The 26,346-nt window shown below is 69.8% G+C and carries 21 protein-coding genes; 11 read left to right on the top strand and 10 right to left on the bottom strand.

Annotated elements, in window-relative coordinates:
• The first annotated feature begins 28 nt into the window (after positions 1-28).
• Both QNJ12_RS06920 and QNJ12_RS06915 read left to right on the top strand, forming a co-directional pair.
• On the top strand, positions 29-2,770 hold the full coding sequence (locus QNJ12_RS06920) for a winged helix-turn-helix domain-containing protein (protein WP_300620721.1): 2,742 nt from the start codon (positions 29-31) through the stop codon (positions 2,768-2,770).
• 42 nt (positions 2,771-2,812) lie between these two features.
• Complete coding sequence (locus QNJ12_RS06915) at positions 2,813-5,536, top strand: winged helix-turn-helix domain-containing protein (protein WP_300620719.1); 2,724 nt, start codon at positions 2,813-2,815, stop codon at positions 5,534-5,536.
• A gap of 23 nt (positions 5,537-5,559) precedes the next feature.
• Here QNJ12_RS06915 and QNJ12_RS06910 read toward each other — a convergent pair whose 3' ends face one another.
• From QNJ12_RS06910 to QNJ12_RS06900, 3 genes are all read right to left on the bottom strand, one after another.
• A complete protein-coding gene (locus QNJ12_RS06910; RefSeq protein WP_300620716.1) occupies positions 5,560-5,994 on the bottom strand; it encodes a globin domain-containing protein in 435 nt (144 codons plus the stop codon).
• Positions 5,991-7,277 (bottom strand): NAD(P)-binding domain-containing protein, encoded by a 1,287-nt coding sequence (locus QNJ12_RS06905; RefSeq protein ID WP_300620714.1) that lies wholly within the window; start codon positions 7,275-7,277, stop codon positions 5,991-5,993. Before QNJ12_RS06905 ends, QNJ12_RS06910 begins: the two co-directional genes overlap by 4 nt.
• A 103-nt stretch (positions 7,278-7,380) precedes the next feature.
• Positions 7,381-7,950 carry an OsmC family protein gene (locus QNJ12_RS06900; protein ID WP_300620711.1) on the bottom strand — a complete coding sequence of 190 codons (570 nt, stop codon included), beginning with the start codon at positions 7,948-7,950 and terminating at the stop codon, positions 7,381-7,383.
• A gap of 246 nt (positions 7,951-8,196) precedes the next feature.
• On the opposite strand from QNJ12_RS06900, the gene QNJ12_RS06895 reads away from it, so the two are divergent.
• Positions 8,197-8,712: a hypothetical protein gene (locus QNJ12_RS06895; RefSeq protein ID WP_300620708.1), complete on the top strand. Its 516-nt coding sequence runs from the start codon at positions 8,197-8,199 to the stop codon at positions 8,710-8,712.
• Between the two features lie 13 nt (positions 8,713-8,725).
• On the opposite strand, the gene QNJ12_RS06890 is transcribed toward QNJ12_RS06895, so the two are convergent.
• Both QNJ12_RS06890 and QNJ12_RS06885 read right to left on the bottom strand, forming a co-directional pair.
• Positions 8,726-10,153 (bottom strand): sulfatase, encoded by a 1,428-nt coding sequence (locus QNJ12_RS06890; RefSeq protein ID WP_300620705.1) that lies wholly within the window; start codon positions 10,151-10,153, stop codon positions 8,726-8,728.
• Entirely contained in the window at positions 10,150-11,598 is a 1,449-nt protein-coding gene (locus tag QNJ12_RS06885) for a leucyl aminopeptidase (protein WP_300620702.1), read from the bottom strand. Before QNJ12_RS06885 ends, QNJ12_RS06890 begins: the two co-directional genes overlap by 4 nt.
• Before the next feature lie 238 nt (positions 11,599-11,836).
• Between QNJ12_RS06885 and QNJ12_RS06880 the strand changes: the two genes are divergently transcribed.
• From QNJ12_RS06880 to QNJ12_RS06860, 5 genes are all read left to right on the top strand, one after another.
• Positions 11,837-13,063 carry an amino acid ABC transporter substrate-binding protein gene (locus QNJ12_RS06880; RefSeq protein ID WP_300620699.1) on the top strand — a complete coding sequence of 409 codons (1,227 nt, stop codon included), beginning with the start codon at positions 11,837-11,839 and terminating at the stop codon, positions 13,061-13,063.
• Between the two features lie 113 nt (positions 13,064-13,176).
• Positions 13,177-14,370 (top strand): ABC transporter permease subunit, encoded by a 1,194-nt coding sequence (locus tag QNJ12_RS06875; protein WP_300620697.1) that lies wholly within the window; start codon positions 13,177-13,179, stop codon positions 14,368-14,370.
• A gap of 4 nt (positions 14,371-14,374) precedes the next feature.
• On the top strand, positions 14,375-15,958 hold the full coding sequence (locus tag QNJ12_RS06870; RefSeq protein WP_300620694.1) for an amino acid ABC transporter permease: 1,584 nt from the start codon (positions 14,375-14,377) through the stop codon (positions 15,956-15,958).
• Between the two features lie 28 nt (positions 15,959-15,986).
• The gene (locus QNJ12_RS06865) at positions 15,987-16,772 is read left to right on the top strand and encodes an amino acid ABC transporter ATP-binding protein (RefSeq protein WP_367281761.1); all 786 of its coding nucleotides are present in this window, start codon (positions 15,987-15,989) and stop codon (positions 16,770-16,772) included.
• A gap of 161 nt (positions 16,773-16,933) precedes the next feature.
• The gene (locus QNJ12_RS06860) at positions 16,934-17,872 is read left to right on the top strand and encodes a YceI family protein (RefSeq protein ID WP_300620689.1); all 939 of its coding nucleotides are present in this window, start codon (positions 16,934-16,936) and stop codon (positions 17,870-17,872) included.
• A 43-nt stretch (positions 17,873-17,915) separates the two neighbouring features.
• Here the strand turns inward: QNJ12_RS06860 and QNJ12_RS06855 are convergent, their stop codons facing one another.
• From QNJ12_RS06855 to QNJ12_RS06840, 4 genes are all read right to left on the bottom strand, one after another.
• On the bottom strand, positions 17,916-18,665 hold the full coding sequence (locus QNJ12_RS06855; protein ID WP_300620686.1) for a dienelactone hydrolase family protein: 750 nt from the start codon (positions 18,663-18,665) through the stop codon (positions 17,916-17,918).
• A gap of 353 nt (positions 18,666-19,018) precedes the next feature.
• Positions 19,019-20,803 (bottom strand): ABC transporter ATP-binding protein, encoded by a 1,785-nt coding sequence (locus QNJ12_RS06850; protein ID WP_300620683.1) that lies wholly within the window; start codon positions 20,801-20,803, stop codon positions 19,019-19,021.
• Position 20,804: 1 nt separating this feature from the next.
• Positions 20,805-22,592 carry an ABC transporter ATP-binding protein gene (locus QNJ12_RS06845; RefSeq protein WP_300620680.1) on the bottom strand — a complete coding sequence of 596 codons (1,788 nt, stop codon included), beginning with the start codon at positions 22,590-22,592 and terminating at the stop codon, positions 20,805-20,807.
• 57 nt (positions 22,593-22,649) lie between these two features.
• Positions 22,650-22,952 carry an ArsC/Spx/MgsR family protein gene (locus QNJ12_RS06840; protein WP_300620677.1) on the bottom strand — a complete coding sequence of 101 codons (303 nt, stop codon included), beginning with the start codon at positions 22,950-22,952 and terminating at the stop codon, positions 22,650-22,652.
• Between the two features lie 185 nt (positions 22,953-23,137).
• Here QNJ12_RS06840 and QNJ12_RS06835 point away from each other — a divergent pair, with 185 nt between their 5' ends.
• Positions 23,138-23,566 (top strand): hypothetical protein, encoded by a 429-nt coding sequence (locus QNJ12_RS06835; RefSeq protein WP_300620674.1) that lies wholly within the window; start codon positions 23,138-23,140, stop codon positions 23,564-23,566.
• Here QNJ12_RS06835 and QNJ12_RS06830 read toward each other — a convergent pair.
• Positions 23,523-23,834, bottom strand: coding sequence for a DUF4031 domain-containing protein (locus QNJ12_RS06830; protein WP_300620672.1), 312 nt, complete (start codon positions 23,832-23,834; stop codon positions 23,523-23,525). The two genes, QNJ12_RS06835 and QNJ12_RS06830, sit on opposite strands and share 44 nt — an antisense overlap.
• Positions 23,835-23,906: 72 nt before the next feature.
• Here QNJ12_RS06830 and QNJ12_RS06825 point away from each other — a divergent pair, with 72 nt between their 5' ends.
• Entirely contained in the window at positions 23,907-24,566 is a 660-nt protein-coding gene (locus QNJ12_RS06825) for an HD domain-containing protein (RefSeq protein ID WP_300620669.1), read from the top strand.
• An 82-nt stretch (positions 24,567-24,648) separates the two neighbouring features.
• Entirely contained in the window at positions 24,649-26,004 is a 1,356-nt protein-coding gene (locus QNJ12_RS06820) for a M20/M25/M40 family metallo-hydrolase (protein WP_300620666.1), read from the top strand.
• Positions 26,005-26,346 lie beyond the last annotated feature (342 nt).

Here is a 26,346-nt window from a genome sequence, read left to right as displayed (position 1 = left end):
CCGCGACCCTCCCGCGAAGATGACGTCCGTGACCCATCGCTTCGCCGACGTCGAGGTCGACACCGAGGTCCAGGAGATCCGAGTCGCCGGCAACATCGTGCCCGTCGAGCCGCAGGTGTTCTCGGTGCTCGTGCACCTCATCGAGCACCGCGAGCGGGTGGTGCCCAAGGAGGAGCTCCTCGACGAGGTGTGGGGCAGCAGGTTCATCAGCGCCGCAGCGATCACCAGCCGCATCAAGTCGGCCCGCAAGGCGGTCGGTGACACCGGGCGCGACCAACACACGATCCGGACGGTGCACGGTCGCGGCTATCGCTTCATCGCCGATCTCGTCGGTGTGGACGACGACGCGCCCGTCGCGCCCCCGCCGGAGCGCCGCGGCGATCGCAGCGACGCCGAACCCGACGACCCCGGCGGCATCCGAACGGACCGGACGCTCGACGAGACCTGGCCGATCACCGGTCGTGACGACGAGTTGTCGACCGTCCTCACGGCATTCGAGCGGGGTCGGATCGGCGGCGTGCTCCTCACCGGTCAGGCCGGTCTCGGCAAGACACGGCTGGCACGGGCGGTGCTCGAGGCGGCGACCGCGGCCGGCCACCCCACCGCGCGGATCAACGGCCATGCGAGCGCGAAGGACGTGCCGCTGGCAGCGGTCGCGCACCTCCTACCGACCGACGTGACCGATGTCGCGGGATATCAGGGCGATCTGGCCCGCACGGCGCTGTTCCAGCGCGCCCGGCGCGCCGTGGAGGCGCTCGCCGACGGCCGGCGGCTGGTCCTGATGGTGGACGACGTCGAGCGCGTCGACACGCTGTCGCAGGCATTGATCGGCTCGTTGATCTCCGGTGGCTCGGTCTTCGCGGTCATGACCCAGCGATTGGACGGCGACGAGCTGATCGCCATGGACCACCTCGTCCGCAGTGGCGACGTCATCGACGTGCCGCTGCCGCCGGTCGCCGACGACCAGCTGACCGCACTGTTGTCGAGAGTGCTCGGCGGGCCGGTGCAGCCCTCGACGACCGAGGCGCTGGTCGCCGCTGCCCGGGGCGTGCCGGGGGTGCTCCGCCAGCTGGTCGAGGCATCGGTCGACGCCCGGCAACTCGTGAACAACAGGGGCGTCTGGCGCCTGACCGGCCGCATCACCACACCCAACGACATGGGTGCAGCGATCACCGATCGGCTCGACCGGCTGCAGCCCGAACAGCGCGACGCACTCGAGTTGGTCGCATTGGCCGGCGACCTCGATCTCGACGTCGCCTTCTCGCTGATCGACGACGAGGTGCTCGACCAGCTCGAGCTCGAGGGCATGATCTCGGTACGCGAGGTCGGGACGTCGGCGCGTCTCCGCGTCTCGCACCCCCTGTTCGGCGAGATCCTCGGCTCCCGCGTGACGCCGCTGCGCGACCGTCGCCATCGTCAGCGCCTGGCCGAGGCGCTCGAGACGAGCAGCCCGACGAGCGCCGCAGACCGGCTCCAGCTCGTGCAGCTCCGACTCGGGTCGGACGCCGAGGTCGACGACGCGCTGCTGATCGAGTCGGGGACGCTGGCGGTGATCGAGGGCGACAGCGGGCTCGCGATCCGGCTGCTCGAACGCGTCCCGGCCGAGCGGCGCACGGCGCGGCACGCCCAGCTCTACGGCGAGGCCCTGTACATGCGCGGGCGGTTCGACCAGGCGGGCGAGGTCTGGGAGGGCATCGACCTCGACGACCTCGACGCCGACGATGCGGCGTTCGTCGTCAGGCGGATCGCGACGTGGATGTTCTACGGCACCTGGCGCCACGACGAAGCACTGGCCTTCCTCGACCACCACATCGCCCGGTTCGACGGCGAGGCGAGAGCGACCCTTGATTCGTACTGGACCACCGTCGCGGCGCTCGACGGACGGCGCCCAGACGAGGTGATCGAGCGGGCGGACGCCGGGCTCGCCGACGCCACCGGTCACCGGCGTGTGGACTACCTGGAGGGCGCGGCGATGGCGCACTTCACGCGCGGCGAGTACGTCGCAGCCCTCGAGCGGCTCGAGCAGTGCCAAGCGGTCATCGCCACGCTGTCGCGCACACTGACGTGGACGGGCCCGGCGTACGCGCAGTTCGTCGAGATCCTCACGCTCACCGAGCTCGGCCGTGCCGAGGCCGCGTGGGATGCGTTCGATCGCTACGTCGGCCACGGGTCGCCGCCCCCGTTCGGATTCGTCGCCATCGCCGCAGGGCGCCTCGCCCTCTTGACGGGACGCTGGCAACAGGTGCTCGACTGGCTCGACCCGCACATCCACATCTGCGAGGCACTCGGGATCACGACCAACAGCCGGCCACTGCAGGCCTCGACCGGCCTCGCCGCAATCCAGCTCGGCGACGACGAACGGGCCCGGCAGGACGCTGACGAGATGCGTCACGACTATCCGGCGGCGACGAACACGACGTCGCTCGACATGCGCTGGGCGGTCGCCGGCATCGACGCCGTCGACGGCGATCGCGAGCGCGTGGTCGACGAGCTGCTCGCGCTGGCGGGGCACGCGGGCGACCACGGCAACCGCTACATGGAGTCGATGCTGCTCGCCGCCGCGACCTGTGCGGGCGGCGCGCCGGCCACGCACGCGCGGCTCGCCGAGCTGTCACTCGTCGTCGACGGAGAGCTGGCCCAGCTCAGGGCTGCAGCGGCGGCCGCGCTGGCCGGCGACGGTGCGGTCGCCCAGGTCGCCGACGGCTTCGACGACCTGGGCCTCGTGTGGGAGGCCACGGCCCTGCGCCGCGCCGGCGAGTTGCTGGCGTGATCCGGCACTGACAGCCCGTCGGCGATCGGCAACAATGGCTGCGTGATCGCCAGGTTCGCGGCGTACGAGGTCGACTTCGATCGCGTGGAGATCCGCGCCTCGGGCGAACTGGTGCCCGTCGAGCCGCAGGTCTTCGACGTCCTCGCCTACCTCATCGAGCATCGCGATCGGCTCGTCACCAAGGAAGAGGTGCTCGACAACGTCTGGGGCGACCGTTTCGTCAGCGAGTCGGCGCTCACGAGCCGCATCAAGTCCGCCCGCCAGGCCGTCGGCGACAGCGGCCGAGCCCAGGAGATCATCAAGACGGTCCACGGCCGCGGATACCGGTTCGTCGCCGAGGTCGAGCTGACGGAGGCGGCGGCCACGCCCGAACGCGAGGCCGCCCCGGCCGTCGGACTGCACGACGGCCCCGACGGCGACGCGCCCGAGCTCGACTCACGGTGGCCCCTCGTCGGGCGTCACGACGAACTCGACGAACTCGACCAGTGCTTCCGCGACCCGGCCCGCAACGGCGTGCTGCTCACGGGACCGATCGGCGTCGGCAAGACCCGGCTGGCCCGCGAGGCGGTCGAGCGCGCCGGATCCGCGGGCTACCCGACGATCCAGATCAGCGGGCACGCCGAGTCCGAACAGATCCCGCTGGCGTCGCTCGCCCACCTGATGCCCGCCGACGTCATCGAGGCCGGCGCCCAGGACGGCGACCTGGCGCGGGCGAGCGTGTTCCAGCGGGCGCGGGCCGCGCTCGAGGACCTGTCGGCCGGCAGCCGGCTCGTGATGATGGTCGACAACGCCGATCACATCGACGAGCTCTCGGGCGCACTGATCGGCTCGCTCGTCGGGTCGGGCTCGGTGTTCGCGATCATGACCCAACGGACGGCGCCGGGCGACGCGCTCGTGCTCGACGAGCTGATCCGCAGCAACCAGGTCAGGCATCTCGAGCTCAGCCCGCTCGACGACACCGATCTCGACGTACTGCTGTACCGGGTGCTCGCGGGCCCGATCGACCTCGGCAGCCTCGCCCAGCTCACCGAACTCTCGCGGGGCCTGCCCGGCGCACTCCAGCAGCTCGTCGAGGCGTGCCTCGCCACGCACTCGCTCGACCGACAGGCAGACGTCTGGCGGCTCGTGGGGCCGATCCAACCGGCCGCCGGTCGCCCGGGGCACGACCGACTCGTGATCTCCGATCTCGAACCCGCCGTGCTAGCAGGAGCCGAGCTCCTGGCGGTCGCCGGCGAGCTCGACCTCGACGTCGCGACCGATCTGGCCGGCGCCGACGTCCTCGACACGCTCGACCGCACCGGGCTGCTGGCGCTCACCGAGACGAGCGACGGTCCGCGCGTCTCGCTCGCCCATGCCCACGTCTCGCTGCTGCTCGCCGAGAGCCTCGGCCCGCTCAGGGCGCGCCGTCACAAGCACCGGCTGATCGCAGCGCTGTCCGGCGAGGCGGTGTCGCAGCTCGACCGGCTGCGCCTGATCAGGTGGTCGGTCGAGACCGGCGACGCCCCGCCGCGCGACCAGGTGCTCGAAGCGGCACACCACGCGGTCGCCAGGGCCGACGGCACCAGTGCCGAGGTGTTGCTCGACCATCTCGACGCGACCGAGCCGGGTGGCGACGCCCGTCAGCTCCGCGCCGAGCTGCACTTCCGTCGCGGCCAGATGAACATCGCCGAACGCCTCCTCGAGGAGATCTCCGGCCACGACGTCGACCCGACCACGGCGGCGACCGTGTTGCGGCGTCGAGCCACGATCCAGTTCCACGTTCGGGCCCGGTTCGACGAGGCGCTGGGCCTGCTGGCCGAAGGCGAGGCGTCGTTCGACGAGCCGGTCCGCTCGTTGATCACCGCGCACTCGATCGGCCTGCAATCGTTCCTCGGGTTCGCCGACAGCGTGATCGAACGCGCCGCCACCGTGCCGGACGACCTCGACGGACCACCCCGCCTCGAGGTGACGCGGGGCCTCGCCCAGGCTCATCTCTTGCGCGGCGAGATCGGGGAGGCGCTGCGCCTGCTCGACGAGCACGACCGGGCCTCGGCTGCGCTGCCGCCAGGCGCGGCGCAGGCCGGCGCCGAGGTGTCGACCTCGATCGCGGTCACCTGCCACCTCAACCGTGGCGATCTCACGACGGCCAGCGATCTGGTGCGGACCCACCTGCCGTTCGGGAAGCGCACGATGCTGGCCTGGCTCCCGATGGCCGCTGCACGGTCCGAGCTCGCCGCAGGCCGTGCCCGGGCGGCGCGCGAGTTGATCCTCACGCCACTCGCCGCGGTCCGCAGCCAGAACCTCATCCACGCCGAACCGCAGATGACCGCACTGCTCGCCCACGCCAACGCCCGCCTCGGCGACGTCGAGCCCGCGCATCGCCAGGCCATGATCGCGCTCGAGTCGGTGGACGATCTCCGAGGCCAGCTCCGGTGGTCGCTGGTGCTCTCGGTCGGCGAAGTGCTGGCGGCGGTCGGCGACAGCGCGACCGCCCTCGACCTCCTCCTCCCGAACGCGGACGAGGCGCACGATGTCGGCGCCATCGTCACCGAGGCGCAGCTGCTCGCCTCGGCGGCGATGTTCGGGGCCGCGGCCGAGGTCGTCGATCGGCTGGATGGGCTCGCGCCGGCGATCGAGGGCGACATCTGGCCGGTCCGGGCCCGCCACGTCCGGGCCATCGCCGACGGAGCCGACCCCGAGGAGTTTCGACGAATCTCGTCCGAGTACCGCCGGCTCGGCAACAACTGGTTGGCCGACATCAGCGATCGCGCAGCTCACACCGCCTGACCTGATCGAGCGGTCCGATCCGGTCAGCCGGCCGAGAAGAGGCGGGCCTCGGTGCCTTCCCGCATCACGTCTGCGATCAGCCGGTACAGCTTCATCCAGGCCGCTTCGTGCTCGTCGTCCCAGTCGTCGATGCACGACCGCAGCGCGGCGATCAACGCCTGTCCGACTGGCACGTAGTCGTTGCCGGTCACGCCGTACTCGACGTGGCGCCGGCCGAGCTCGGAGGCTCGTTCGACGAAGTCGCCGAGCCCGTCGTCGATGCTGGTCGCGGCCTCGATCAGGAAGCCCAACTCGTCGACGAGCTTGCCGCGCTGGGCCACGAGATCGTCGGGAAACAGCGAACGCGTCGCCGGCGCCAGCTCGAACAAGGTTGCGTAGAACGTCGTGGCGAAGGCGTCGGCAAGGTCGTGCATGACCTGGCCGTCACCTCGGATGATCGCGAGTTCGTCCGGCGTCACACCGTCACCGTATCGCCGGCGGTGCGGCCGACTCCGAGACGAACGGCGAGGTGCCGAGCGAGCGCCTCGGCGTCGACGCCGACGCCGTCGATGAACGTCGACTTGCGGGTCCGCATCAGCGGCAGACCGAGCAGGTACAGCCCCGGGCTCTCGTGCACGATGCCGCCGTCGTGGGGAATCGTGCCGTCCGCGCGCACGACCGGCAGGTCGAGCCACGAGTAGTCGGGCCGGTAGCCGGTCGCCCAGAACACGGAGTTGATGCCGTCGAGATCCACGGCGCTCGCCTCAGAGCCGATGTGCACCGTCGCCGGCCGATCGATCGGGTCGATCTCGCGGTCGAGACCGTTGTCGGCGGCCCATCGGTCGATGCGGTCGAGCAGGCGGGTCTGGGAGGCATCGGCGGCGGCCACGGCAGCCGAGAGGCCGCCGTCGACCCGGACGTGTCCGAGTCCGAAGCGCTCGACGCGTCCGGTCAGCCGAACGCCGATCCGTTGCAGCTCGGCGAGATCGAGCGTGCGACCGTCGTCGGAACCGACCAGCTGCAACGACGGCTCGCGCCGTGCGGCATCGAGATCGCGGATCGTGTCGTACCCCCGCGAGAGGGTGCCCATCATGTCGAGCCACTCGTGGATGTCGAGCCCTCGGTACCGGCGCGGGATCCTCGTGTGGGCGCCGACGGCGAGCGTCACGGGACGTCCCGACTCGTGCAGTTCGCGTGCGAGTTGCACGCCGGACGCCGATGCGCCGACGACGAGCACGCCGCCCTCGGGCATCTGGTCGGGCCGCCGGTAGTGCTTGGGGGTGATCTGGAAGAGGCGGCTCGGCGCTGCGGTGGCGACGTCGGGGATGGCGGGGGTGGCGCAGGCCCCGGTGGCCGCGACGAGGAACCGGCACGAGATCGTGCCGCGGGTGGTGTCGAGCAGGTAGCCGTCGTCGGTGGGGCGGGCGGAGACGACCGTCGTCTCGTCGAGCACCGGCGCATCGATGATCCGGGCGTACTCGGCGAAGAACCGTGCGACCTCGGGCATCGACATGAAGCCGTTGGGGTCGTCGCCCTCATAGGCGTGACCGGGGAGGCGGGTCATCCAGTTCGGCGTCAGCAGCCGGAGCGAGTCCCAGCGCTCGCTCTGCCACCGCTCGGCGATGCGGCCGCGCTCGAGCACGAGGTGGTCGATGCTCAGTTCGGTCAGGCAGCGGCTCATCGCGAGGCCTGCCTGGCCGGCACCGACCACGACGGCGGTGGTGCTGAATGATGGCGCTGGGCTGGAGTGGTGGATGCTCATCTCGGGTCTCGCTGGGGTGATCGACGGAGGGGTGGTTCGGGGGGCTTCGTGGGACGCCGCTGCGGTGACCGGGCGAGGGGACCCGGTCACCGGCGGCGTCGGGTCACTTCGCCGAGACGCTGATCTCGACGGGGGTGGCGCCGGTCAGGATGTCGTAGACGGCCGAGCGCCTCTGCGACTGGGCGACGAGCGCCTCGATCTCCTCGGCGCCGGCGTCGGCGTCGATCTCGAACGAGACTCGCACCCCGCTGTAGCCGTTGCGGACGTCGCGGTCCATGCCGAGGATGCCCTGCAGGTCCATGTCGCCCTCGATCACCGACGTGACCGAGTTCAGCGTGATGCCGCGGTTGGCGGCGACGGAGGCGACGCCGCCGGTCAGGCATGCGGCGAGCGCGTGGAGGACGAACTCGACGGGGGTCGAGCCGTTGTCCTCGGCGGCGAACAGCGCCGGGTGGTCGGCGTCGTGGACCTGGGCGGCGTTGTGCGACTGCTCGCCGCCGACACCGTAGAAGTCCTCGATCGTCGTGCGGCTGTGCGTGCCGTTGACCCACTCGTTGCGGGCCCGCCACGTGAACTCGGTCAGCGACGTGTCGCTCTTGAACGCCTCGCGGGCGCCGAGGAGCGCCTCGACGTTGACGCCGTTGGGGAGCTGAGGGGTTTCGGTGATGGTCATGGCGGTTCGTGTCCTTTGTTCGGCCCCGAGCGGCCTCTCCGTCCGGGTCTGACACCACCATGGGGGATCCGACGCCGTGGGTCTTGGAGACGATCTGGAGGGGTTCTGGAGACTTCCCGCAGAACCGTGAAGGCCCAGCTCATGGCACAGATCTCGATGGGACGGTTCCGCTTCGGGCCGCATGGTCCCCCCACTCAGCTCGTCCGGCCTCCCTCCCGCGCTCAGCACCCGAACGGAGCCCCACGCATGGACGTCATCCAGTTCATCCCCACTCATGCCACGATCCGCCCGTGGGTCGACCCGACCGTCGACGCCCGCGGCCACGACCCGCGCAGCGCCTACGTCGAGCGCTACTGGCTGAGCGTCATCGGACCGACTGCGACGTGGATCATGCGACGGTTCGCCGAGCGCTTCGACGCCGAGCCGGCGGGGTTCACCCTCGACCTCGGCCACACGGCCACGTCGATGGGACTGTCGTTCGCGAAGGGCTCGAACTCACCGTTCGGCCGGGCACTGCACCGGTGTGTCATGTTCGGCCTCGCGCAACCGCTCTCGGACGGCTTCGCCGTGCGCCGCAAGTTTCCGACGGTGGCACAACGCCACCTCAAGCGGCTCCCGGCCGACGTCCAGGCCGAGCACGACGAGTGGGCCCGGCGAACGATCAGCCTCGACCGCGCCGACCTCGCACGGCGACTCGTCGAAGCCGGCATCGCCCCTGCTGCAGCCGCCGCTGCCAGCGAGGCCGCCGCCCTCGCCTCGTGAGTCGGCCGACCGCTCAGCCGACGGCGACGTACGGCGCGTCGCCGAGCTCGGCCTGCAGCCGCGCGAGCTCGGCGCGGAGCTCCATGAGCACGGCTGCATACCGCTCGTCGTCGATGACGTTGGTGGTCTCGAGCGGATCGGCGAGGAGGTCGAACAGCTCCCACTCGGTCGGTGCGACCGGGCCGTGCGCCCCGGGTTGGCCGAGTGGGTCGTTGTAGTAGCAGATCAGCTTGTGGGTCTCGGTGCGGACGCCGTAGTGCGCCGGCACCCGGTGGATGCGATCGCCGTGCATCCAGTAGCGGTAGTACATCGACCGCCGCCAGTCGTCGGGCTCCTCGCCGCTGAGCAGCGGCACGAGCGACCGGCCCTGCATGTCGGACGGTACGTCGAGACCGGCGAGCTCGAGGAACGTCGGCGCGACGTCGACGTTCAGCGCCATCGCCTCGGTCGACGAGCCGGGCGCCACCACCCTCGGGTAGCGGACGATGAACGGCATCGACAGCGACTCCTCGTACATCAGGCGCTTGTCGAACCACCCGTGGTCGCCGAGGAAGAAGCCCTGATCGCTCGTGTAGACCACCACGGTGTCGTCGGCGAGACCCTCGTGATCGAGGTGGTCGAGCAGCCGCCCGACGTTGTCGTCGATCGACGCGACGACGCGGAGGTAGTCCTTGATGTAGCGCTGGTACCGCCAGCGCACCTCCTCGTCCTCGGTCAGACCGTCGGGCACCGGCGACTTGAGGTCGATGATCGGGTCGAGGTCCATCAGCCGCATCCGCATCGCCTGCACGACCTCTGCCCGCGTGGCGTGGTCGTCCCACATCGTCTCGGGCTCGGGGATCTCGACGTCGTCGTACATCGTGAAGTGCTCGCGGCTCGGCTCCCACGTGCGGTGCGGCGCCTTGTGGTGGCACAGCAGCATGAACGGTCGGTCGCGGTCACGCCGGTCGAGCCAGTCGAGGCAGTCGTCGGTGATCAGGTCGGTCACGTAACCACCGCGTTCGATCACCTCGTGGCTGCCGCCGGGCCCCGGACCGAGCATCACCGGGTTGTGGTAGTGCCCCTGGCCGGGGAGCACCCGCCAGAAGTCGAAGCCGGTCGGGTCGTGGTCGGGCCCGTGGCCGAGATGCCACTTCCCCACGATCGCGGTCTGGTAGCCGGCGGTCTGCAGCAGCTTCGGGAACGTCTGGAGGCGATTGTCCATGTGCGTGTCGAGCGTCGTCACCCCGTTGACGTGGTTGTACGTGCCGGTGAGGATCGACGCTCGGCTCGGCGTGCAGATCGAGTTCGTGCAGAAGCACGCGTCGAACCGCATGCCGCCCGCCGCCAGGCGGTCGATGTGCGGCGTCTCGTTGATCCGGCTGCCGTAGGCCGAGATCGCATGAGCGGCGTGGTCGTCGCTCATGACGAACAAGAAGTTGGGGCGCGGTTCCCCCGTCACGTCGGCGGCGTGAAGCCCTGCGCCAGCTCGATCAGGAGCCGCGCGCCGTAGCCGGTGGCACCCTTCGACTTCCAACCCTTGTCGGCGTCGACGTCCATGGCGCCGGCCATGTCGATGTGCGCCCACGGTACCTCGCCCGAGAACTCCGATAGGAAAATCGCAGCCGTGATGGCGCCCGCATACGGGCCGCCGACGTTGCGCATGTCCGCCACCACGGAGTCGAGCAGCTTGCGGTAGCGGTCCTTCGACAGCGGCAGCTCCCAGACGGGCTCGTCGACGGCCCCGGCCGCCGCCTCGACCTGCTCGATCACGGCGTCGCTCGTGCCGAGCACGGCCGCGTACTCCTTGCCGAGCGCGGAGAGTGCCGCGCCCGTCAGCGTGGCGATGTCGACGATCGCGTCGGGCTCCTCCTCGACGGCGAGCGAGAGCCCGTCGGCCAGGATCAAGCGGCCCTCGGCGTCGGTGTTGTGGATCTCGACGGTCTTGCCGTTCCGCATCGTGAGCACGTCGCCGAGCTTGAGTGCGGACCCCGACGGCATGTTGTCGGTGCACATCAGCCAGGCGGTCACCTGGTTGCGGCACCGGAGCGCCTTCAGCGCCGTCATCGCGGCCAGCACGGCTGCGGCGCCCGACATGTCCATCTTCATGACGGCGTGCATGGGGTTGCTGGGCTTGAGGCTGATGCCGCCGGAGTCGTACATCACGCCCTTCCCGACCAGCGCGAGATGCGCCTTGGGGTTGCGGGGGCGGTACGTCAGCTTGACCATGCGCGGCGGTTCGACCGAGCCGGCGTTGACGCCGAGGATGCCGCCGCAACCGAGCACGGCCAACTGGTCCTTGCCGAACACCTCGCAGCCGAGTCCGTGCTCGGCGGCGAGCTCGACCGCGAGATCGGCGATGCCCCGTGCGTTGAGGTGGCTGGGCGGCGAGTTGGCGAGATCGCGAGCCAGTTGCGCCGCACGCGTCGTCGCCATCGCCCGCGTCACGCCCCGCTCGGCGGCCGATGCCGACGCCGCTGGTGCCACGAGCGTCAAGGTGTCGAGCTTCGAAGCAGCCGAGGTGTCGGTCTTCTGGCCGACGTACCGGTAGCTCGCGAGCACGACGCCCTCGACGACGGCTGCGGCGGCGTCACCGACGCTGCCCGACGCCGCCTCGAGCAGATTCGTGGCGAGGTGCTCGCGGTTGCCGGCCGCGCGAGCGAACGCCGCAGCGGCGTCGCGCAGCTGGTTGGCGCTCGGATCGTCGCCCACCCCGACGGCCACGAGCGTCGTACCCTCGCGCGACGGCACGACCAGCGTCTCGCCGAGCTTGCCGGTGAAGCCGTTCGCCTCGAGGGCGGCGCGGGTCAGTCCGAGCTGACGCGGCACCGCCCCCGCCGTGCGGACGGCGAGGCCGACCGCCTCGGCGATGCGGGGCAGGCTGCGAGCGACGGTGACCGTGGACATCAGCCCAGTCTGGCGCGCTCCCGATCGCGGATGTGAACCGTCCGCTGTTCGCTCTGCATTCGCGACGACCGCACCTGCGGTTCGTCCGACCGCAACCACACCGCAACCTGCGCTTGACATCGGTGGGCGCCGTCTTTGTTAGGGTTCGCCAATCGCTGGTGCCAGACACGCTGGTATGCGGCGTGAACCAAACGAGAACACGACGATCACGGATGTGTTCCGAGCTCAGGAGGCAAGTATGACCCGCAGGGGGACGACACATCGCTGGCAGCGCGCTGCCGGTGCAGTCGCGGCGCTGGCATTGATCGCCGGTGCGTGTGGCGGTGACGACGATGACGATGCAGACGGCGATGCCGTCGAGACCGAGGACGGTGGCGATTCGGACGATTCCGGTGATTCCGGCGATTCGGGCGACACCGACGATTCGGGCGATACCGGTGATTCGGGCGATACCGGTGATTCGGGCGACTCGGGCGATTCCGGTGACGGCGACACGGTGGACGTCGCCCAGGGCGGTGACCTGCTCGACACCGTCCTGAGCCGCGGCAGCGTGATCTGCGGCGTCAACGAGACCCTGCCCGGCTTCGGCATCGTCGACTCGGAGGGCAACTACTCCGGCTTCGACATCGACTACTGCCGTGTGGTCGCCGCCGGCGTGCTCGGCAACGCCGACGCGGTCGAGTACGTGCCGCTGACCGCCGACGCGCGCTTCACCGCGCTCCAGGCCGGTGAGATCGACCTGCTGATCCGAAACACGACGTGGACGGCGACCCGTGACGGTGTGGAGGGTTCGAACTTCCTGTTCACCACCTTCTACGACGGGCAGGGCATGATGGTGCCGGCCTCGACCGGCTTCACGACGCTCGAAGATCTGGCCGACGCTGCCATCTGCGTGCTCTCCGGCACCACGACCGAGCTCAACCTGACGTCGGTCTTCAACGCCCGCGGCATCCCGTTCACGCCGGTCGTGTTCGAGGACAACACCCAGCTCCAGCCGGCCTACGAGTCGGGCCAGTGCGAGGCCTGGACGTCGGATGCCTCCCAGCTCGCCGCCTTCAAGGCGACGATCGAGGGCAACGACGGACCCGAGCAGTTCATCATGGCCGAGGTCATCTCCAAGGAGCCGTTGGGCCCTGTCGTCGCCGACGGCGACACCGCCTGGGCGCAGGCAGTCAACTGGGCGGTCATGGCGACCGTCCAGGCGTGGGAGTTCGGCCTCGACTCGTCGAACATCGCCAGCTACAGCGGCGACGATCCCAACATCCAGCGCTTCGTCGGCCAGTCCGAGGGCTTCGATCCGGGTCTCGGCCTGCCGGCCGACTTCGCGGTGCAGGTCGTCAGCCAGGTCGGGAACTACGAGGAGATCTACAACCGGCACATCGTGCCGATCGGTCTCCAGCTGGGTGGCTCCCCCAACGATCTGTGGACGAACGGCGGCCTGATGTACGTGCCGCCCTACCGCTGATCAACCTCTGATGCGGTGAGCGGGCCGGCCCCTCGGGGTCAGGCCCGCTCACCGCTCGTTCATCACACGAACACTGGGGGAGACCACATGGGGGAAACGCGGTGACGGAACCGATGACGAAGCCGCCGTTGTGGCGCAACGTCGAGGTGTTGAAGGCCGCGGCGCAGGTTGGCGTCGTGCTCGCCGTGGGCATCACGTTGTGGTGGCTCATCAACAATCTGCTGACCAACCTCGACGAGCAGAACATCCCGTTCGGGCTCGGGTTCCTCGACGACCCCGCCGGGTTCCAGGTCCGAGACTCGTCGTTCGACCCGCAGTCGCCGATCTGGAAGCTGATCGGCGTCGGCATCCAGAACACGCTGATCTCGGCCGTGGTCGGCATCACGCTCGCCGTGGTGCTCGGCGTCCTGATCGGGATCGGTCGGCTCTCGACGAACTGGGTGTTGCGCAAGCTGACCACGCTGTACGTCGAGGTGTTTCGCAACATCCCGCCGCTCGTCATCATCATCTTCGTCGGTGCCGCGCTGTTCGTGAACAACACCGCCCTGCCGGCGTTCAATCCGTCGAGCCCACCACGACAGATCAAGCTCCCCGGCACCGACGACAACTTCATGATCCTGTCGAAGTCGCGGCTCGGATTCCCGTCGGTCGCCAACGACGGCAACAGCGGTCTGTTCTGGCTCGTCATGCTGGCGGTGCTGGTCGTCGCGATCGGGGTGTGGCGCTGGCGAACCAAGGTCAACGTCGACACCGGTCAGCCGCACCACCGGGTGCTGTACTCGCTGGCCACGATCCTCGGGCTGGGCCTCATCGCCTTCGTGGCACTCGGGGGGCCGCTGCGGATGTCGTGGCCGACCGTGTCCGAGAGCGGGCGCCTGATCGAAGGTGGTCTCCCGACCAACGACGCCTTCGTGGCATTGACGCTCGCGCTCGGTCTGTACACGGCGAGCCACATCGCGGAGATCATCCGTGGGTCGATTCTCGCGGTGCCGATCGGTCAGAACGAGGCCGCCAACGCGCTCGCTCTCACCGGTTTCCAGCGCTATCGGTTCGTCGTGCTCCCGCAGGCGCTCCGGATCGCGATGCCGCCGGTCATCAACCAGTTCCTCAACCTGACCAAGAACACGTCGCTCGCCGTCGCCGTCGCCTATCCCGATGTCACGCAGGTGATCCGAACCGCGATCGGCAACGGGCAGCCGGCCACGCAGATGATCCTCGCGCTCATGATCGTGTACCTCACGTTCTCGTTGGTCACGTCGCTCGTCCTGAACGTCGTCAACCGCCGATTCCAGCTGGTGGGGAGGTGACGCCATGAGTGACTTCGTCTCCGCCGACACCGCACTCCCGGCCGAGCTCTCGCACGTGATCGCCGAGGCCGAGGCGCCGCGCCACGGTGACCAGACCCCGTCCGAGTGGGTGAGGAACAACCTCTTCAACAACTGGTACAACGCGATCATCACGGTGGTCTTCTCCCTGCTGGCGCTGTACCTCGGCTACCGCGCTGCGCTGTTCGTCTTCGTGAACGGGGAGTGGTCGCCGGTCCGCGCCAACCTCGAGCTGTTCATGATCGGCCGGTTCCCGCGCGACGAACGCACCCGCATGGTCGTCAACATCATCGTGATGATGGGTTCGCTCGGCTTGGCGATGGGCTGGGTGCGAGCCTCGGCGCGCGATCGTGCCGAGCTGGCCGGTACCGAGCTGACACGTTCGACGCCGCGCGAGCTGCTCTCGTCGTACTGGGCGCTCGGTCTGTTCATCGTCTCGCTCTTCGCCGTCGGCGTCCGGACCGCCGGCCCGTGGCTGATCCTGGCGGCGTGCGCGGCGGCCGCACTGATCGGCTTCCAACTCGCCGTCCGGGCACCGAGCGTGCTGCGCGCTGCGTCGCTGTCGGCCTCGTTGCTCGGCGGCGTGATCGCGTTCCAGGCGCTCAGCGGAACGGGTGGTCTCGCATGGTGCTTCCAGCTGCTCGCGCTGACGCCGGCATTGCTCGACCTCACCGGGCGGTGGGCCGAGCGGCTGCCGACAGCTGCTGGCGCGGCCGGCACGGTGGTGACCGGACTCGGGGCGGCCCTCGTGCTCTCGGAGCGAGGGTTCGGACCGTCGTTCGTCATCGTCGCCGGTGCAGCTGCGGCGGGCACCGTCAGCGCCATCCTCGGCCGGCGCCTCGGGTTGTCCTTGGGCGTGCTCACCGTGGTCGGGGTGGTGTGCTGGCAGATCTCCGACGCCATCGGTCACGAGAACGTCGACTGGGTCGAGTGGGGCGGCCTCTACATGAACCTGCTCGCAGCGGCCGCGGCCATCGTCCTGGCCTTCCCGCTCGGGCTGCTGTTGGCTCTCGGCCGCCGATCGGGTCTGCCGGCGGTTCGGTGGCTGTCGACCATCTACATCGAGATCATCCGGGGTGTCCCCCTGATCACACTGCTCCTGATGGCCCGCTTCTTCCTCGGCTTCTTCGTCGACTCGGACACGCCACCGTCACTGCCGACGCGCGCGATCGCCGCGATCACGCTCTTCTCGGCGGCCTACATCGCCGAGATCGTCCGTGGCGGGCTCCAGGCGGTGCCCATTGGTCAGACCGAGGCCGGCCAGGCGCTCGGACTCGCGCCGGCAGGCATCACCCGCCTGCTGGTGCTCCCCCAGGCGCTGCGTGCCGTGATCCCGGCGATGGTCGGCCAGTTCATCTCGTTGTTCAAGGACACCTCGCTGCTGATCATCATCGCCGTGCTCGAGTTCGTCGGCGTCCGCGATGTCGTCCATGCCCAGTCGGAGTTCCTCCCGCCGTTCGCGATCGCCGAGACGCTGGTGTTCATCGCCTTCGGCTTCTGGGCGTTCTCGTTCACCATGTCCCGCGAGAGCCAACGGCTCGAACGCAAGCTCGGGATCGGCGTCCGATGACCACCGCCGGTCCCATCACGAAAGGATCATGCACGTGACTGAGACCGTGTTCTCCGATGCCACCCAGTTGATGGGCCACTCGTCCGAGGTGATGATCGAGGTCGACGGGGTCGACAAGTTCTTCGGGGAGTTCCAGGCGCTCAAGAACATCAACATGAACGTCGGCAAGCAGGAGGTCGTCGTCGTGATCGGCCCGTCAGGGTCGGGCAAGTCGACGCTGATCCGCTGCATCAACCGGCTCGAGAAGCACGACCGCGGCCGTATCACCGTCGACGGCATCGAGCTGTCGGACGACGTTCGGAACATCCAGGAGATCCGTCGCGAGACCGGCATGGTGTTCCAGTCGTTCAACCTGTTCCCGCACCTCACGGTGCTCGACAACATCACGCTCGCGCCGCGACAGGTGCGCAAGACCCCGAAGGCCGATGCCGAATCGCACGCGATGGAGCTGCTCGAGCGCGTGCGCATCCCCGAGCAGGCCCGCAAGTACCCCGGCCAGCTCTCCGGTGGTCAGCAGCAGCGTGTCGCGATCGCCCGCTCGCTGGCGATGAACCCGAAGGTCATGCTCTTCGACGAGCCGACGTCGGCGCTCGACCCCGAGATGATCAAGGAGGTGCTCGACACGATGAAGGACCTCGCGTTGGGCGGGATGACGATGATCGTCGTCACCCATGAGATGGGGTTCGCGCGAGAGGTCGCCGATCGCGTGGTGTTCATGGCCGACGGCGAGGTCGTCGAGGTCGGCACCCCGGAGCACTTCTTCACGAACCCCAGCGAGGATCGCACACAGCTGTTCCTCAGCCAGATCCTCTGAACGGGGGTGCCCAGCACCCTCCGTTCGATGTTGCGCACTCATCTGAAACCTGTCTGAAGTCGGCGCTGCGCGCCCGGTGGCGGCCGACGGCGTGTCATCATCTCGCGAACCGAGTGGGGGCGTACCGACGTACTGCACGTCGGAACCAACCCGGAGGCACGATGAACACCCACGACACCACCACCCCTGACGTCGACCCCGGCGCCAGCCCTGACGGAGGGCGGCGAGGCGGGATCCCACGATGGCTGAAGTGGGGCGCGTTCAGCATCGTCGGCGTCGTCGCGCTGGTCTTCGGGGCGATCCTCATCTACGTCAACTTCATCAACGACCCGGAGGACCCCCTCGACGAGAGCGACCTCGACGCAGCACTCTCGATCGACGGCGATGAAGCAGCCACCGACGGCGGTGCGACGACCGATGACGCCGTCGCCGACGGTGCCGACGACGAGGTGACCGACGATCCCACCGACACCCGGCCCGAGGCGACAGCGCCGGCCGAGGACGCCCCGGCGTCCACCGCTCCCGTCGGCACCGAGCCACCCCCTGCCGATACGGCACCGGCCGGTGTGCCCGAGGGGGTGTCGCTGTGGAACATCACCGATGCATCCGAGCTCGGCTATCGCGTCGACGAGGTGCTGTTCGGCGTCGACACCGCTGCGGTCGGCCGGACGAACCAGATCACCGGCGCACTGACGATCGACGGCACGTCGGTGACCGACGCCGAGTTCGTCGTCGACGTTGCGTCGATCGAGAGCGACGACGGTCGCCGCGACAACCAGTTCCGCGGCCGGATCATGTCCACGGACGAGTTCCCGACCGCCACGTTCACGCTCACCGAGCCGATCGAGCTCGGCACCGAGGCGGTCGAGGGCGCCAACGTCGAGACGACCGCGACCGGCGAGTTGACCCTGCGCGGCGTCACCAACACGGTCACGTTCGAGCTCACTGCCCGGCTGGAGAACGGCCAGATCGGCGTGCTCGGCAGCATCCCGGTGCTGTTCGAGGACTACGACATCGCCAATCCCTCGTTCGCTGGCATCACGACCGAGGACAATGGCCTGCTGGAGTTCGTCCTCGTCTTCGCCCCCGACTCGATCTGATCGATGGCGTGGCGGAGGGTCCGATCCCTGCCTCGCGCTGCAACTACGTGCGGAGCGCCGATTCGAGCATGGCCAGCGTCTTCGACCAGCTGGTCTCGGCCGCGTTCTCGTCGTACGACGGGTAGCCGGGCCACGTGTAGCCGTGGTCGGCGCCCGGAAACGTCGTGACGTCGACGTGCGGGAGATCAGCGACGGCGTCGAGGAAGCGCTGGTGCATCGCGATCGACTGCACCTCGTCGGCCTCGCCGATGCCGAGGTAGAGCGGCCGATCCAGCCCGCCGGCCGTGAGGTGGGGCGAGTCGGGCTCGTCGTCGGCCAGGAACGACGGGTGCCACCCCGCGCCACATGCGACGCGGTCGGGGTGACGTTCCATCGCCCGGTACACGGCACGGGCCCCGAGGCAGAATCCGATCACCCCGACCTTCGCGTCGTCGGCGACGCCGACGGTCCTCAGGGCGCACTGGAAGTCGTGCTGGATCTGGTCGTCGGTCATCGACCCGATCCAGCCCCTCACGATCTCGCGGCGCGACGGGTCCTCGGCGAAGTCCTTGGGCTCGAAGTGCAGCAGGCGGCCGTTGCGGTGGTGAAGATCCGGCGTGACGACGCGGTAACCGTGCTCCGCCAGGCGCGCCATGAACTCGTGGGTGGCCGGCCGGAGCCCGGGCGCATCGATGAAGATCGCGACCGTCGGCCATGCGCCCCCGCCCGCCGGCTCGCCGTCGGGCTGCTTGACGACGACGACCATCTCGCCGTCGTCGGTGGTCGCATCGATCGTCTCTTCGCGCAGCGGCATGGTGTGACGGTAGCGCCTGCTCGTGAGCCCCCGCCCGGCCGGGTGCGACGCTTCGGGCAGCGCCGCGGTGGCCCGTCTCGAGCTCGTCGGCGTCCGAATGATCGCGGATCGGCGCGACGTCCCCGAGGCCGCGGCGCACGACACCTCGCGGCCAGGGACGTCAACGACGAGCACGGACGCGCCGTCGACGTCGCCCCGTCACCGACGTTGCCGGCCACCCTCGACGACGGGTTCGCCCGTGAGTGCCGCGCCGACGCCTGCGAGCACGTCGCCGACGGCGGTGCCGTCGGCCGAGTCCGGCAACCGACCGGGTCAGCCGAGCTGATCGCCGTCGGAGGCGTACAGCGTCCGGCTCACACCGGCTGGCTCTTGCGCCATGCGGCCGCGAGCCGCGCGTAGTGGCCGTCGGCGTCGATGAGCTCGTTGTGAGTTCCCAGCTCGACGAGCTCGCCGTGGTCGACGACGGCGATCCGGTCGGCACGCTGCACCGTCGACAGGCGATGGGCGACGACGATGGTCGTGCGCCCGGTCATCAGCCGGTCGAGCGCATGCTCGACGAGCGCCTCGGTGCCAGGGTCGAGGCTCGACGTCGCCTCGTCGAGCACGAGCACCGCCGGGTCGACCAGCGCGGCCCTCGCCAGCGACACGAGCTGGCGCTCCCCGGCCGACAGCCGGGATCCCCGCTCGCGCACCTCGGTCGCAAGTCCCTCCGGGAACGCCTCGAACCGGTCGAGCGCGTCGATGGCGGCGAGCGCCTCACGGATCTCGTCGTCGGAGGCACCGGGCCGTGCCAGCCGCAGGTTGTCGGCGATGGTGCCGTCGAACAGGAAGCCCTCCTGCGGCACGACGACCAGGCGCCCGCGCAGCGACCGCAGCGTCGCGCGGCGGAGGTCGACGTCGCCGAAGTGCACCGACCCGGCGTCAGGGTCGTAGAGCCGCGCCATCAGCTTGGCGAGCGACGACTTGCCGGCCCCGGTCGGACCGACCAGGGCGAGCCGCTCGCCCGGCGCGACCGCCAGCGAGACGTCGCGCAGCACGCGGGCGTCGGTGCCGGGATAGGCGAACGACACCGCGTCGACCCGCAGCACGCCGTCGGCGGGCAGGTCGACCGCATCGGGCGCCTCGTCGACCTCGGGTTCGGTGTCGAGGATCTGAAACATCTTGTTGAGCGATGCGGTGGCCGACTGCAGTGTGTTGTACATCTGCGAGAGCTGCTGCACCGGCTCGAACAGGCTCGCGAGGAGGAGCACGACGGCGACGACCGTGCCGACCGACACCTGGCCGTTCTTCGCCAGCCACCCTCCGGCACCGATCGCGATCGCCGTGGCGAGCACACCGCAGAACTCGACGACACCGAAGTACCACGTCGACACCTTGACGCTGTGCAGGTGGGCGTCGTACAGCGCCCGGTTGGTGCGCCGGAAGCGCCGGGACTGCTCGGGTTCACGGGCGTAGGCCTGGATGACCCGCACCCCGGCGATGTTCTCCTGGAGCGACGACAGGTTCTCGCCGACCCGCTCGCGCACGGCGAGGTAGGCGCGGTTCGAGTCGCGCTGGAAGCGGATCGAGGCCACGACGATCACGGGCATCACCAGGAGCGCGAGCAGCGTCAGCTGCCACGACATGACCAGCAGTACCACGAGCGCGAACGTGATGAGCAGCGAGGCGGCCACGAACTGGAGCAGGCCCCACTGCACGAGCTCGGACATCGACTCGATGTCGGCGGTCATCCGCGAGACGAGGACGCCGGCCTGGTTGCGGTCGAAGAACGCCAGCGACTGGCGTTGGATGTGCCCGAACAGTCGGACTCGCAGCGCGCGGAGGAACCCCTCACCGGCGCGGTTGACGAACACGTACTGCTGCCGGCTGCCGGCGTAGGCGACGACGGCGACGACGACGTAGAGGCCGATCGCGAGGTTGAGCGCGCCACGGTCGTCGGCCCTGATGCCCTGGTCGATGCCGTAGCGCAGCAAGAGCGGCCCCACGATCGTGGTCGACGTCGACATCGCGACGAACCCGAGCGTCGCCAGCGCGAGCCGGCGCTGCGGGCGTGCCAGCCGCGCTGCGCGGCGCAGCACTTGGCGGGTCTCGTCGCGGTCGAGGCGGTCCTCCTCGCTGACGGCGTTGGTCGCCCACATGTCAGTCGCCACCCCCGGCTGAGAGCGACGGGTCGGCCTCGACGTGTTCGCGGCGCGCAGCCGCCAGCACGTCGCGGTAGCGGGTGCTCGTGGCCAGCAGCTCGTCGTGGGTCCCCTGCGCCGCCACCTTGCCGCGGTCGATGAGCACGACTCGGTCGGCCATCGCGATCGTCCCGGGGCGATGCGCGATGACGATCGTCGTCCTGCCTTGCATCACGGTCCCCATCGCATCGCGGATCTCGTGCTCCTTGGTGGGGTCGACGGCGCTGGTCGCGTCGTCGAGGATCAGCACGCTCGGGTCGGACACCACCGCGCGGGCGATCGCCACCCGTTGACGTTGCCCACCCGACAGCGAGAACCCACGCTCGCCGAGCACGGTGTCGTACCCCTCGGGGAGCTCGTCGATGAAGTCGGCGGCGCCGGCGAGCGCTGCCGCCGCACGGATCGTCGCCTCGTCGGCATCGGGATTGGCGAACGCGATGTTCGCCGCAACGGTGTCGTGGAACAGCAGCGTGTCCTCGAACACGAGGCCGACCGAGCGGCGCACGTCGTGCACGGTCTGGTCGCGGAGATCCACACCGCCGAGCTCGATCGAGCCGCCGACCGGGTCGTAGAACCGCACCAGCAGCCGCGCCATCGTGGATTTGCCGGAACCGGTTGCGCCCACGAGCGCGACCGACGTGCCGGGCTCGATGTCGAGGGTGAGACCATCGAGCACGACGTCCTCGCCGTAGCCGAACCGCACGTTCTGGAAGCGGACCGAGCCGGAGTGCGCGCCGACTCGGGGATGTTCGGGATCGACGACCTCGGGCACGACGTCGAGCACCTCGTCGATGCGCTGCAGCGCCGTCGCCGCGCGCTGCCCGAACGCAACCGTCATGCCGATCGTCCGCAGCGGCCAGACCAGGAGTGCGACGTAGAAGTTGAACGCGACGAGCTCACCGACGCTGAGCTGGCCGTCGAGCACGCGGTGGCCACCGATGCCGAGCACCGCGATCAGGCCGGCGGCCGGCATGAGCTCCATGAACGGCAAGAACCTCGCCCGGACCTTGGCGGCCACCATCGAGGCATCGCGGATGTCGTCGGCTTCGACCTCGAGCTTGTCGGCCTGCACCTGCTCGGCGCCGAAGCCCTTGATGACGCGGACGCCGGCGACCGTCTCCTCGACGACGGTCGCCAGCTGCGCCTGCTCCTGTTGCACTCTGCGCACCGCGGGATGCACCTGGTTGGAGAACCGGCGGGCGGTCAGGTTGACGAGCGGCAGCGGCGCGAGCGCGAAGAGGGCGAGCGTCGCGTCGGTCGAGAACAGCACGACGGTGACGACCGAGATCAGCGCGAGGTTCGACAGCGTCAACGGGAGCATCACGACGAACATCTGCACCTGCTGGATGTCGCTCGACGCCCGGCTCATCAGCTGGCCGGTCTGGGCACGGTCGTGGTACCCGATGTGGAGCCCGAGGATGTGGTTGAGCAACCGCTCGCGCAGCCGGGTCTCGGTCAGGCGGCTCTCACGGAACGCGACGTAGCGCCGCGTGGCGGTGAACGTGCCGGACACGAGGCCCGCGCAGGCGATCAGGAAGGCCCAACCCCACGCGCTCTCGGCGCCTTCGATCGACCGGTCGATCGCGAGGCGCGTCAGCTGCGGGACGGCGACCTTGCCCGACGTCCACAGCAGCCCGACCAACGCGCCGAGCGCGAGGCCACGCCACTGGCGGCGTACGAGGCGGAGGAGCGGTCCCCATCTGGCCCGCTCGGAGGTGTCGGATATCGCCTCGTCCCCATCACTCACGCCGAGCTCAGGGTACCGGCGCCGGTCGTTCCGTGCCGGCCCGGATTCCCAGTCGGCTCAGCCTCCGAGGAGTTCGCGGACGCGCTCCTTCGGGCGTCCGATGATGGCCTTGTCGGCGGTGACGACCAGCGGGCGCTGCATGATCATCTTGTTGTCGACGATGGTCTCGACGATCTGGTCGACGGTCTCGACGTCGCTCTCACTGAGCTGGAGCTTCTTGAACAGGCTGTCGCGGCGAACCAGATCGGTGGGCGAGTCCTCGAGCTTGGCGATGATCGCCCGCAACGCGGCGCCGTCGGGCGGGTCCTTGCGGTAGATGACGATGTCGGCGTCGACGCCCAACTCCTCGGCAATGCGCACGGCATTGGTGGACGAGTTTCAATTCGGGTTGTGGTAGATGGTCACGTCGGCCATGGCGGCCACCGTACGCGGTCACGGCTGCGACACCACAGTCACGACTGCCACACCCCGCCGGTACGGTCATCGATGCCGACTCCTCCTCAGCTCGACCACCGCGCACCGCGGTGCCTCCGAACGGGGAAGCCATGCACACCGTCCACCACCGGATGCCCAGGGCCGGCATCGATCCGATCGACGACCCAGCGACGGCGTTCGCGACGCTGGCGATGGCCGTCCACCGGCCCCTGCGGGCCGAGACCATTGCGCTCGTGCTCGACGACGCTCGATGCGGGCTCGCCGTCGCCGTCGTCACCGGCACCGACCATGCCGACGACGTGATCGAGGTCGTCGAGCGACTCGTCGAACCGGCCGCCCACGGCGGTCGTGCGGCGGCGCTGGTGGTGGCGAGCGTGCGACCAGACGAGCTCGACTCCGACGACGGCGCCGACGTCGATCGTTGGCTCGAGATGAGCGAGATCGCCGACGCGGCGGGCATCGAGCTGGTCGAGTGGTTCGTGGTCGACCGCGAGGTCAGCTGCCCGCGCGATCGCCTCGGCGAGCCGCCACGCTGGTGATCGCACGTCGCTGGGCGGGCGACAAGCGGAGACCTGCGGCCTTGAGCCGGCGCAGCAGCTCACGGCTCTCCACCACCCTGGCGCCGGCCTCGATCAGCGCCTCGCGGTACTCCTCGGGCACGTCGTAGTGGTCGCCCTGGAACCCGCGGCGCGGGATGCCGTTGGCGTCGGCGAAGTCGTGCAGCTCGTCGAGCGACACGTCGCTCACGAGGTGACACCACCGCCGGCCGCGGTGCCACCAGCGCGCCTCGTCGATCAAGATCGTCACGCCTCGCACACTGGCACAGCGGTCAGCCGGGCCTCGACCGGGGCGACGGATGCGCCGTGACACACTGGCGGCGTGGCCGGCGACGATCTCGAGCTCCGCGTGGCGTGGCAACGCCACCTCGGCAGGTCGAGCGCCGCCGACCGCTGGTTCGACGTCGTGGTGGCCCATCACCGCGAGCCGCACCGCCGCTACCACACGCTGCGTCACGTCGTCTGGGTGCTCCGCCACATCGGCGAGCTCGCTGCCGAGCACCCGGGCTGCGACGTCGACGCAGTGGCGGCGGCCGGGTTCTTCCACGACGTCGTCTACGAGCCGACGCACACCGACAACGAGGCGGCCAGCGCTCGGTTGGCCGAGCGTGCCCTGCGCGAGCTCGGCTGGTCGGCAGATGCCGCCGGTCACGTCGCGCAGATGATCGAGGCCACCGCCGGGCACCAGGTCGATGCAGGCGCCGATCTCGGCACGGCGATCCTGGTGGCCGCCGATCTCGGTGTGCTGGCGGCCGAGCCGGCGAAGTACGCCGACTACGCCCGCAACGTCAGGCACGAGTACCACCATGTCGACGACCACGCCTGGGCGAGTGGCCGCGGCAGCTTCCTCCGGTCGATGCTCGAACGCAGCCACATCTTCCCGAGCGTGCTGGGCCTCACGTCGTGGGAGCAGCGGGCCCGTGCCAACCTCACGGACGAGCTCGCCGCTCTGTTCGGCGGTTCGCCGACGGGCAACGCGTGAGGATGTTGCGCACTATCCACGCAAGATGCTCACGCGTTCAGCGGCCTGCGGCCGCCCGGCGTGACGACCGTAAGGTGACCTCATGGCCGATGCCGCTTTGACCGCCGAGACGACCGAGCTGCTCCAGGCGATGATCCGCAACGCCTGCGTCAACGACGGCACGCCCGAATCCGGCGACGAGACGAAGAGCGCCGAGCTGCTGCAGACGTTCCTCGAGGGCGCCGGCCTCGACGTCGAGTGGTACGAGGCACGGCCCGGGCGCGGGTCGGTCGTCGCCCGCATCGAGGGTTCCGATCCCGACGCGCCATCGCTGTGCCTGATGGGCCACACCGACGTGGTGCCCGTCAGCCCCGAGGGCTGGAGCAACGACCCGTTCGGCGGCGAACTGATCCGCACTGCCGACGGGCAGGACGAGGTCTGGGGGCGGGGCGCGATCGACATGCTCAACCTCACGTCGTCGATGGCGGTCGCGTTCCGCCACCTCGCACGGTCCGGCTTCCGGCCGAAGGGCGACCTGATCTACTTCGGCGTCGCCGACGAGGAGGCGGGCGGGGTGTGGGGCGCGGAGTGGATGTTCGACCGGCACCCCGAGGTGGTCGATGCCGACTACTGCCTGACCGAGCTGGGTGGATGGTCGCACGTCGACGACCACGGCACGCGGCACGTGACGGTCAACGTCGGCGAGAAGGGCATGGCGTGGCGCCGGCTCAGGGTGACGGGTACGCCCGGCCATGGATCGATGCCGTTCGGCGCCGACAACGCGCTCGTCAAGGCGGCCGCTGTCGTCGACCGGCTGTCGGCCTACCGGTCGGCGCCACACCTCGGCGTTGCGTGGCAGGCCCAGGTCGAGTCGTTCGGGCTGCCCGGCGAGCTCCGGGCGGCGATGCTCGATCCCGATCGGGTCTACGACGCGATCGCCGAGCTGCCCGTGTCGATCGCCCGCGGCTGCCATGCGCTGACCCACACCACGGTCTCGCCGAACGTCGCGCACGGCGGGCAGAAGACGAACGTGATCCCCGACGTGGTCGACGTCGAGGTCGACATCCGCACGGTGCCCGGCACCACCCGGGCCGACGTCGACGCGCTGCTCGCCGATGCGCTCGGCGACCTCGCAGCGCACGTCGAGGTCACGTCGCTGCAGGAGTCCGACCCCACCGAGTCACCGATGGGCAACGAGCTGTGGGACACCGTCGCCAAGCACACGCAACTCGCCTACCCGGGCGCACGGCTCGTGCCCGGCATCGTCGTCGGCGGCACCGATGCCCGCTTCTACCGCGACCGCGGGCGTGTCGCGTACGGTGCCGGCCTCTTCTCGCCGAACATCGACATGGCGGCATTCGGGAGCAGGTTCCACGGCCACGACGAGCGGATCGACGTCGACAGCCTGGCGCTCGCCACCGAGTTCTGGATCGGCATCGCCCGCGACCTGCTCGGCTGACACCAACGATCTCCACCAACCGACCGAACCCGACCGACATCAACCCCCGAACTCACCGCCGCGTCCGTGCAACCCGATCCGCCAGTCATCGGCACCGCCCGCAACCTGGTCGGCTGACACCAACGACCTGCACCAACCGACCGAACCCGACCGACATCGACCCCCGAACTCACCGCCGCGTCCGTGCAACCCGATCCGCCAGTCATCGGCACCGCCCGCGACCTGCTCGGCTGACACCAACGACCTCCACCAACCGACCGAACCCGACCGACATCAACCCCCGAACTCACCGCCGCGTCCGTGCAACCCGATCCGCCAGTCATCGGCACCGCCCGCAACCTG

The sequence above is a fragment of the Ilumatobacter sp. genome (assembly GCF_030065885.1).
Taxonomy (GTDB): domain Bacteria; phylum Actinomycetota; class Acidimicrobiia; order Acidimicrobiales; family Ilumatobacteraceae; genus Ilumatobacter.
Note: the sequence above shows the minus strand (reverse complement) of the source record. Positions and strands in the feature narration are given on the sequence as shown.

Bases quoted from the DNA above. Each gene is read 5' to 3' on its own strand.
- QNJ12_RS06905 (WP_300620714.1), bottom strand. From the start codon at position 7,277: ATGAGCATCCACCACTCCAGCCCAGCGCCATCATTCAGCACCACCGCC.
- QNJ12_RS06820 (WP_300620666.1), top strand. From the start codon at position 24,649: ATGGCCGATGCCGCTTTGACCGCCGAGACGACCGAGCTGCTCCAGGCG.
- QNJ12_RS06860 (WP_300620689.1), top strand. From the start codon at position 16,934: ATGAACACCCACGACACCACCACCCCTGACGTCGACCCCGGCGCCAGC.
- QNJ12_RS06835 (WP_300620674.1), top strand. From the start codon at position 23,138: ATGCACACCGTCCACCACCGGATGCCCAGGGCCGGCATCGATCCGATC.
- QNJ12_RS06855 (WP_300620686.1), bottom strand. From the start codon at position 18,665: ATGCCGCTGCGCGAAGAGACGATCGATGCGACCACCGACGACGGCGAG.
- QNJ12_RS06895 (WP_300620708.1), top strand. From the start codon at position 8,197: ATGGACGTCATCCAGTTCATCCCCACTCATGCCACGATCCGCCCGTGG.
- QNJ12_RS06865 (WP_367281761.1), top strand. From the start codon at position 15,987: ATGCACGTGACTGAGACCGTGTTCTCCGATGCCACCCAGTTGATGGGC.
- QNJ12_RS06850 (WP_300620683.1), bottom strand. From the start codon at position 20,803: ATGTGGGCGACCAACGCCGTCAGCGAGGAGGACCGCCTCGACCGCGAC.
- QNJ12_RS06885 (WP_300620702.1), bottom strand. From the start codon at position 11,598: ATGTCCACGGTCACCGTCGCTCGCAGCCTGCCCCGCATCGCCGAGGCG.
- QNJ12_RS06875 (WP_300620697.1), top strand. From the start codon at position 13,177: ATGACGAAGCCGCCGTTGTGGCGCAACGTCGAGGTGTTGAAGGCCGCG.
- QNJ12_RS06900 (WP_300620711.1), bottom strand. From the start codon at position 7,950: ATGACCATCACCGAAACCCCTCAGCTCCCCAACGGCGTCAACGTCGAG.
- QNJ12_RS06880 (WP_300620699.1), top strand. From the start codon at position 11,837: ATGACCCGCAGGGGGACGACACATCGCTGGCAGCGCGCTGCCGGTGCA.
- QNJ12_RS06870 (WP_300620694.1), top strand. From the start codon at position 14,375: ATGAGTGACTTCGTCTCCGCCGACACCGCACTCCCGGCCGAGCTCTCG.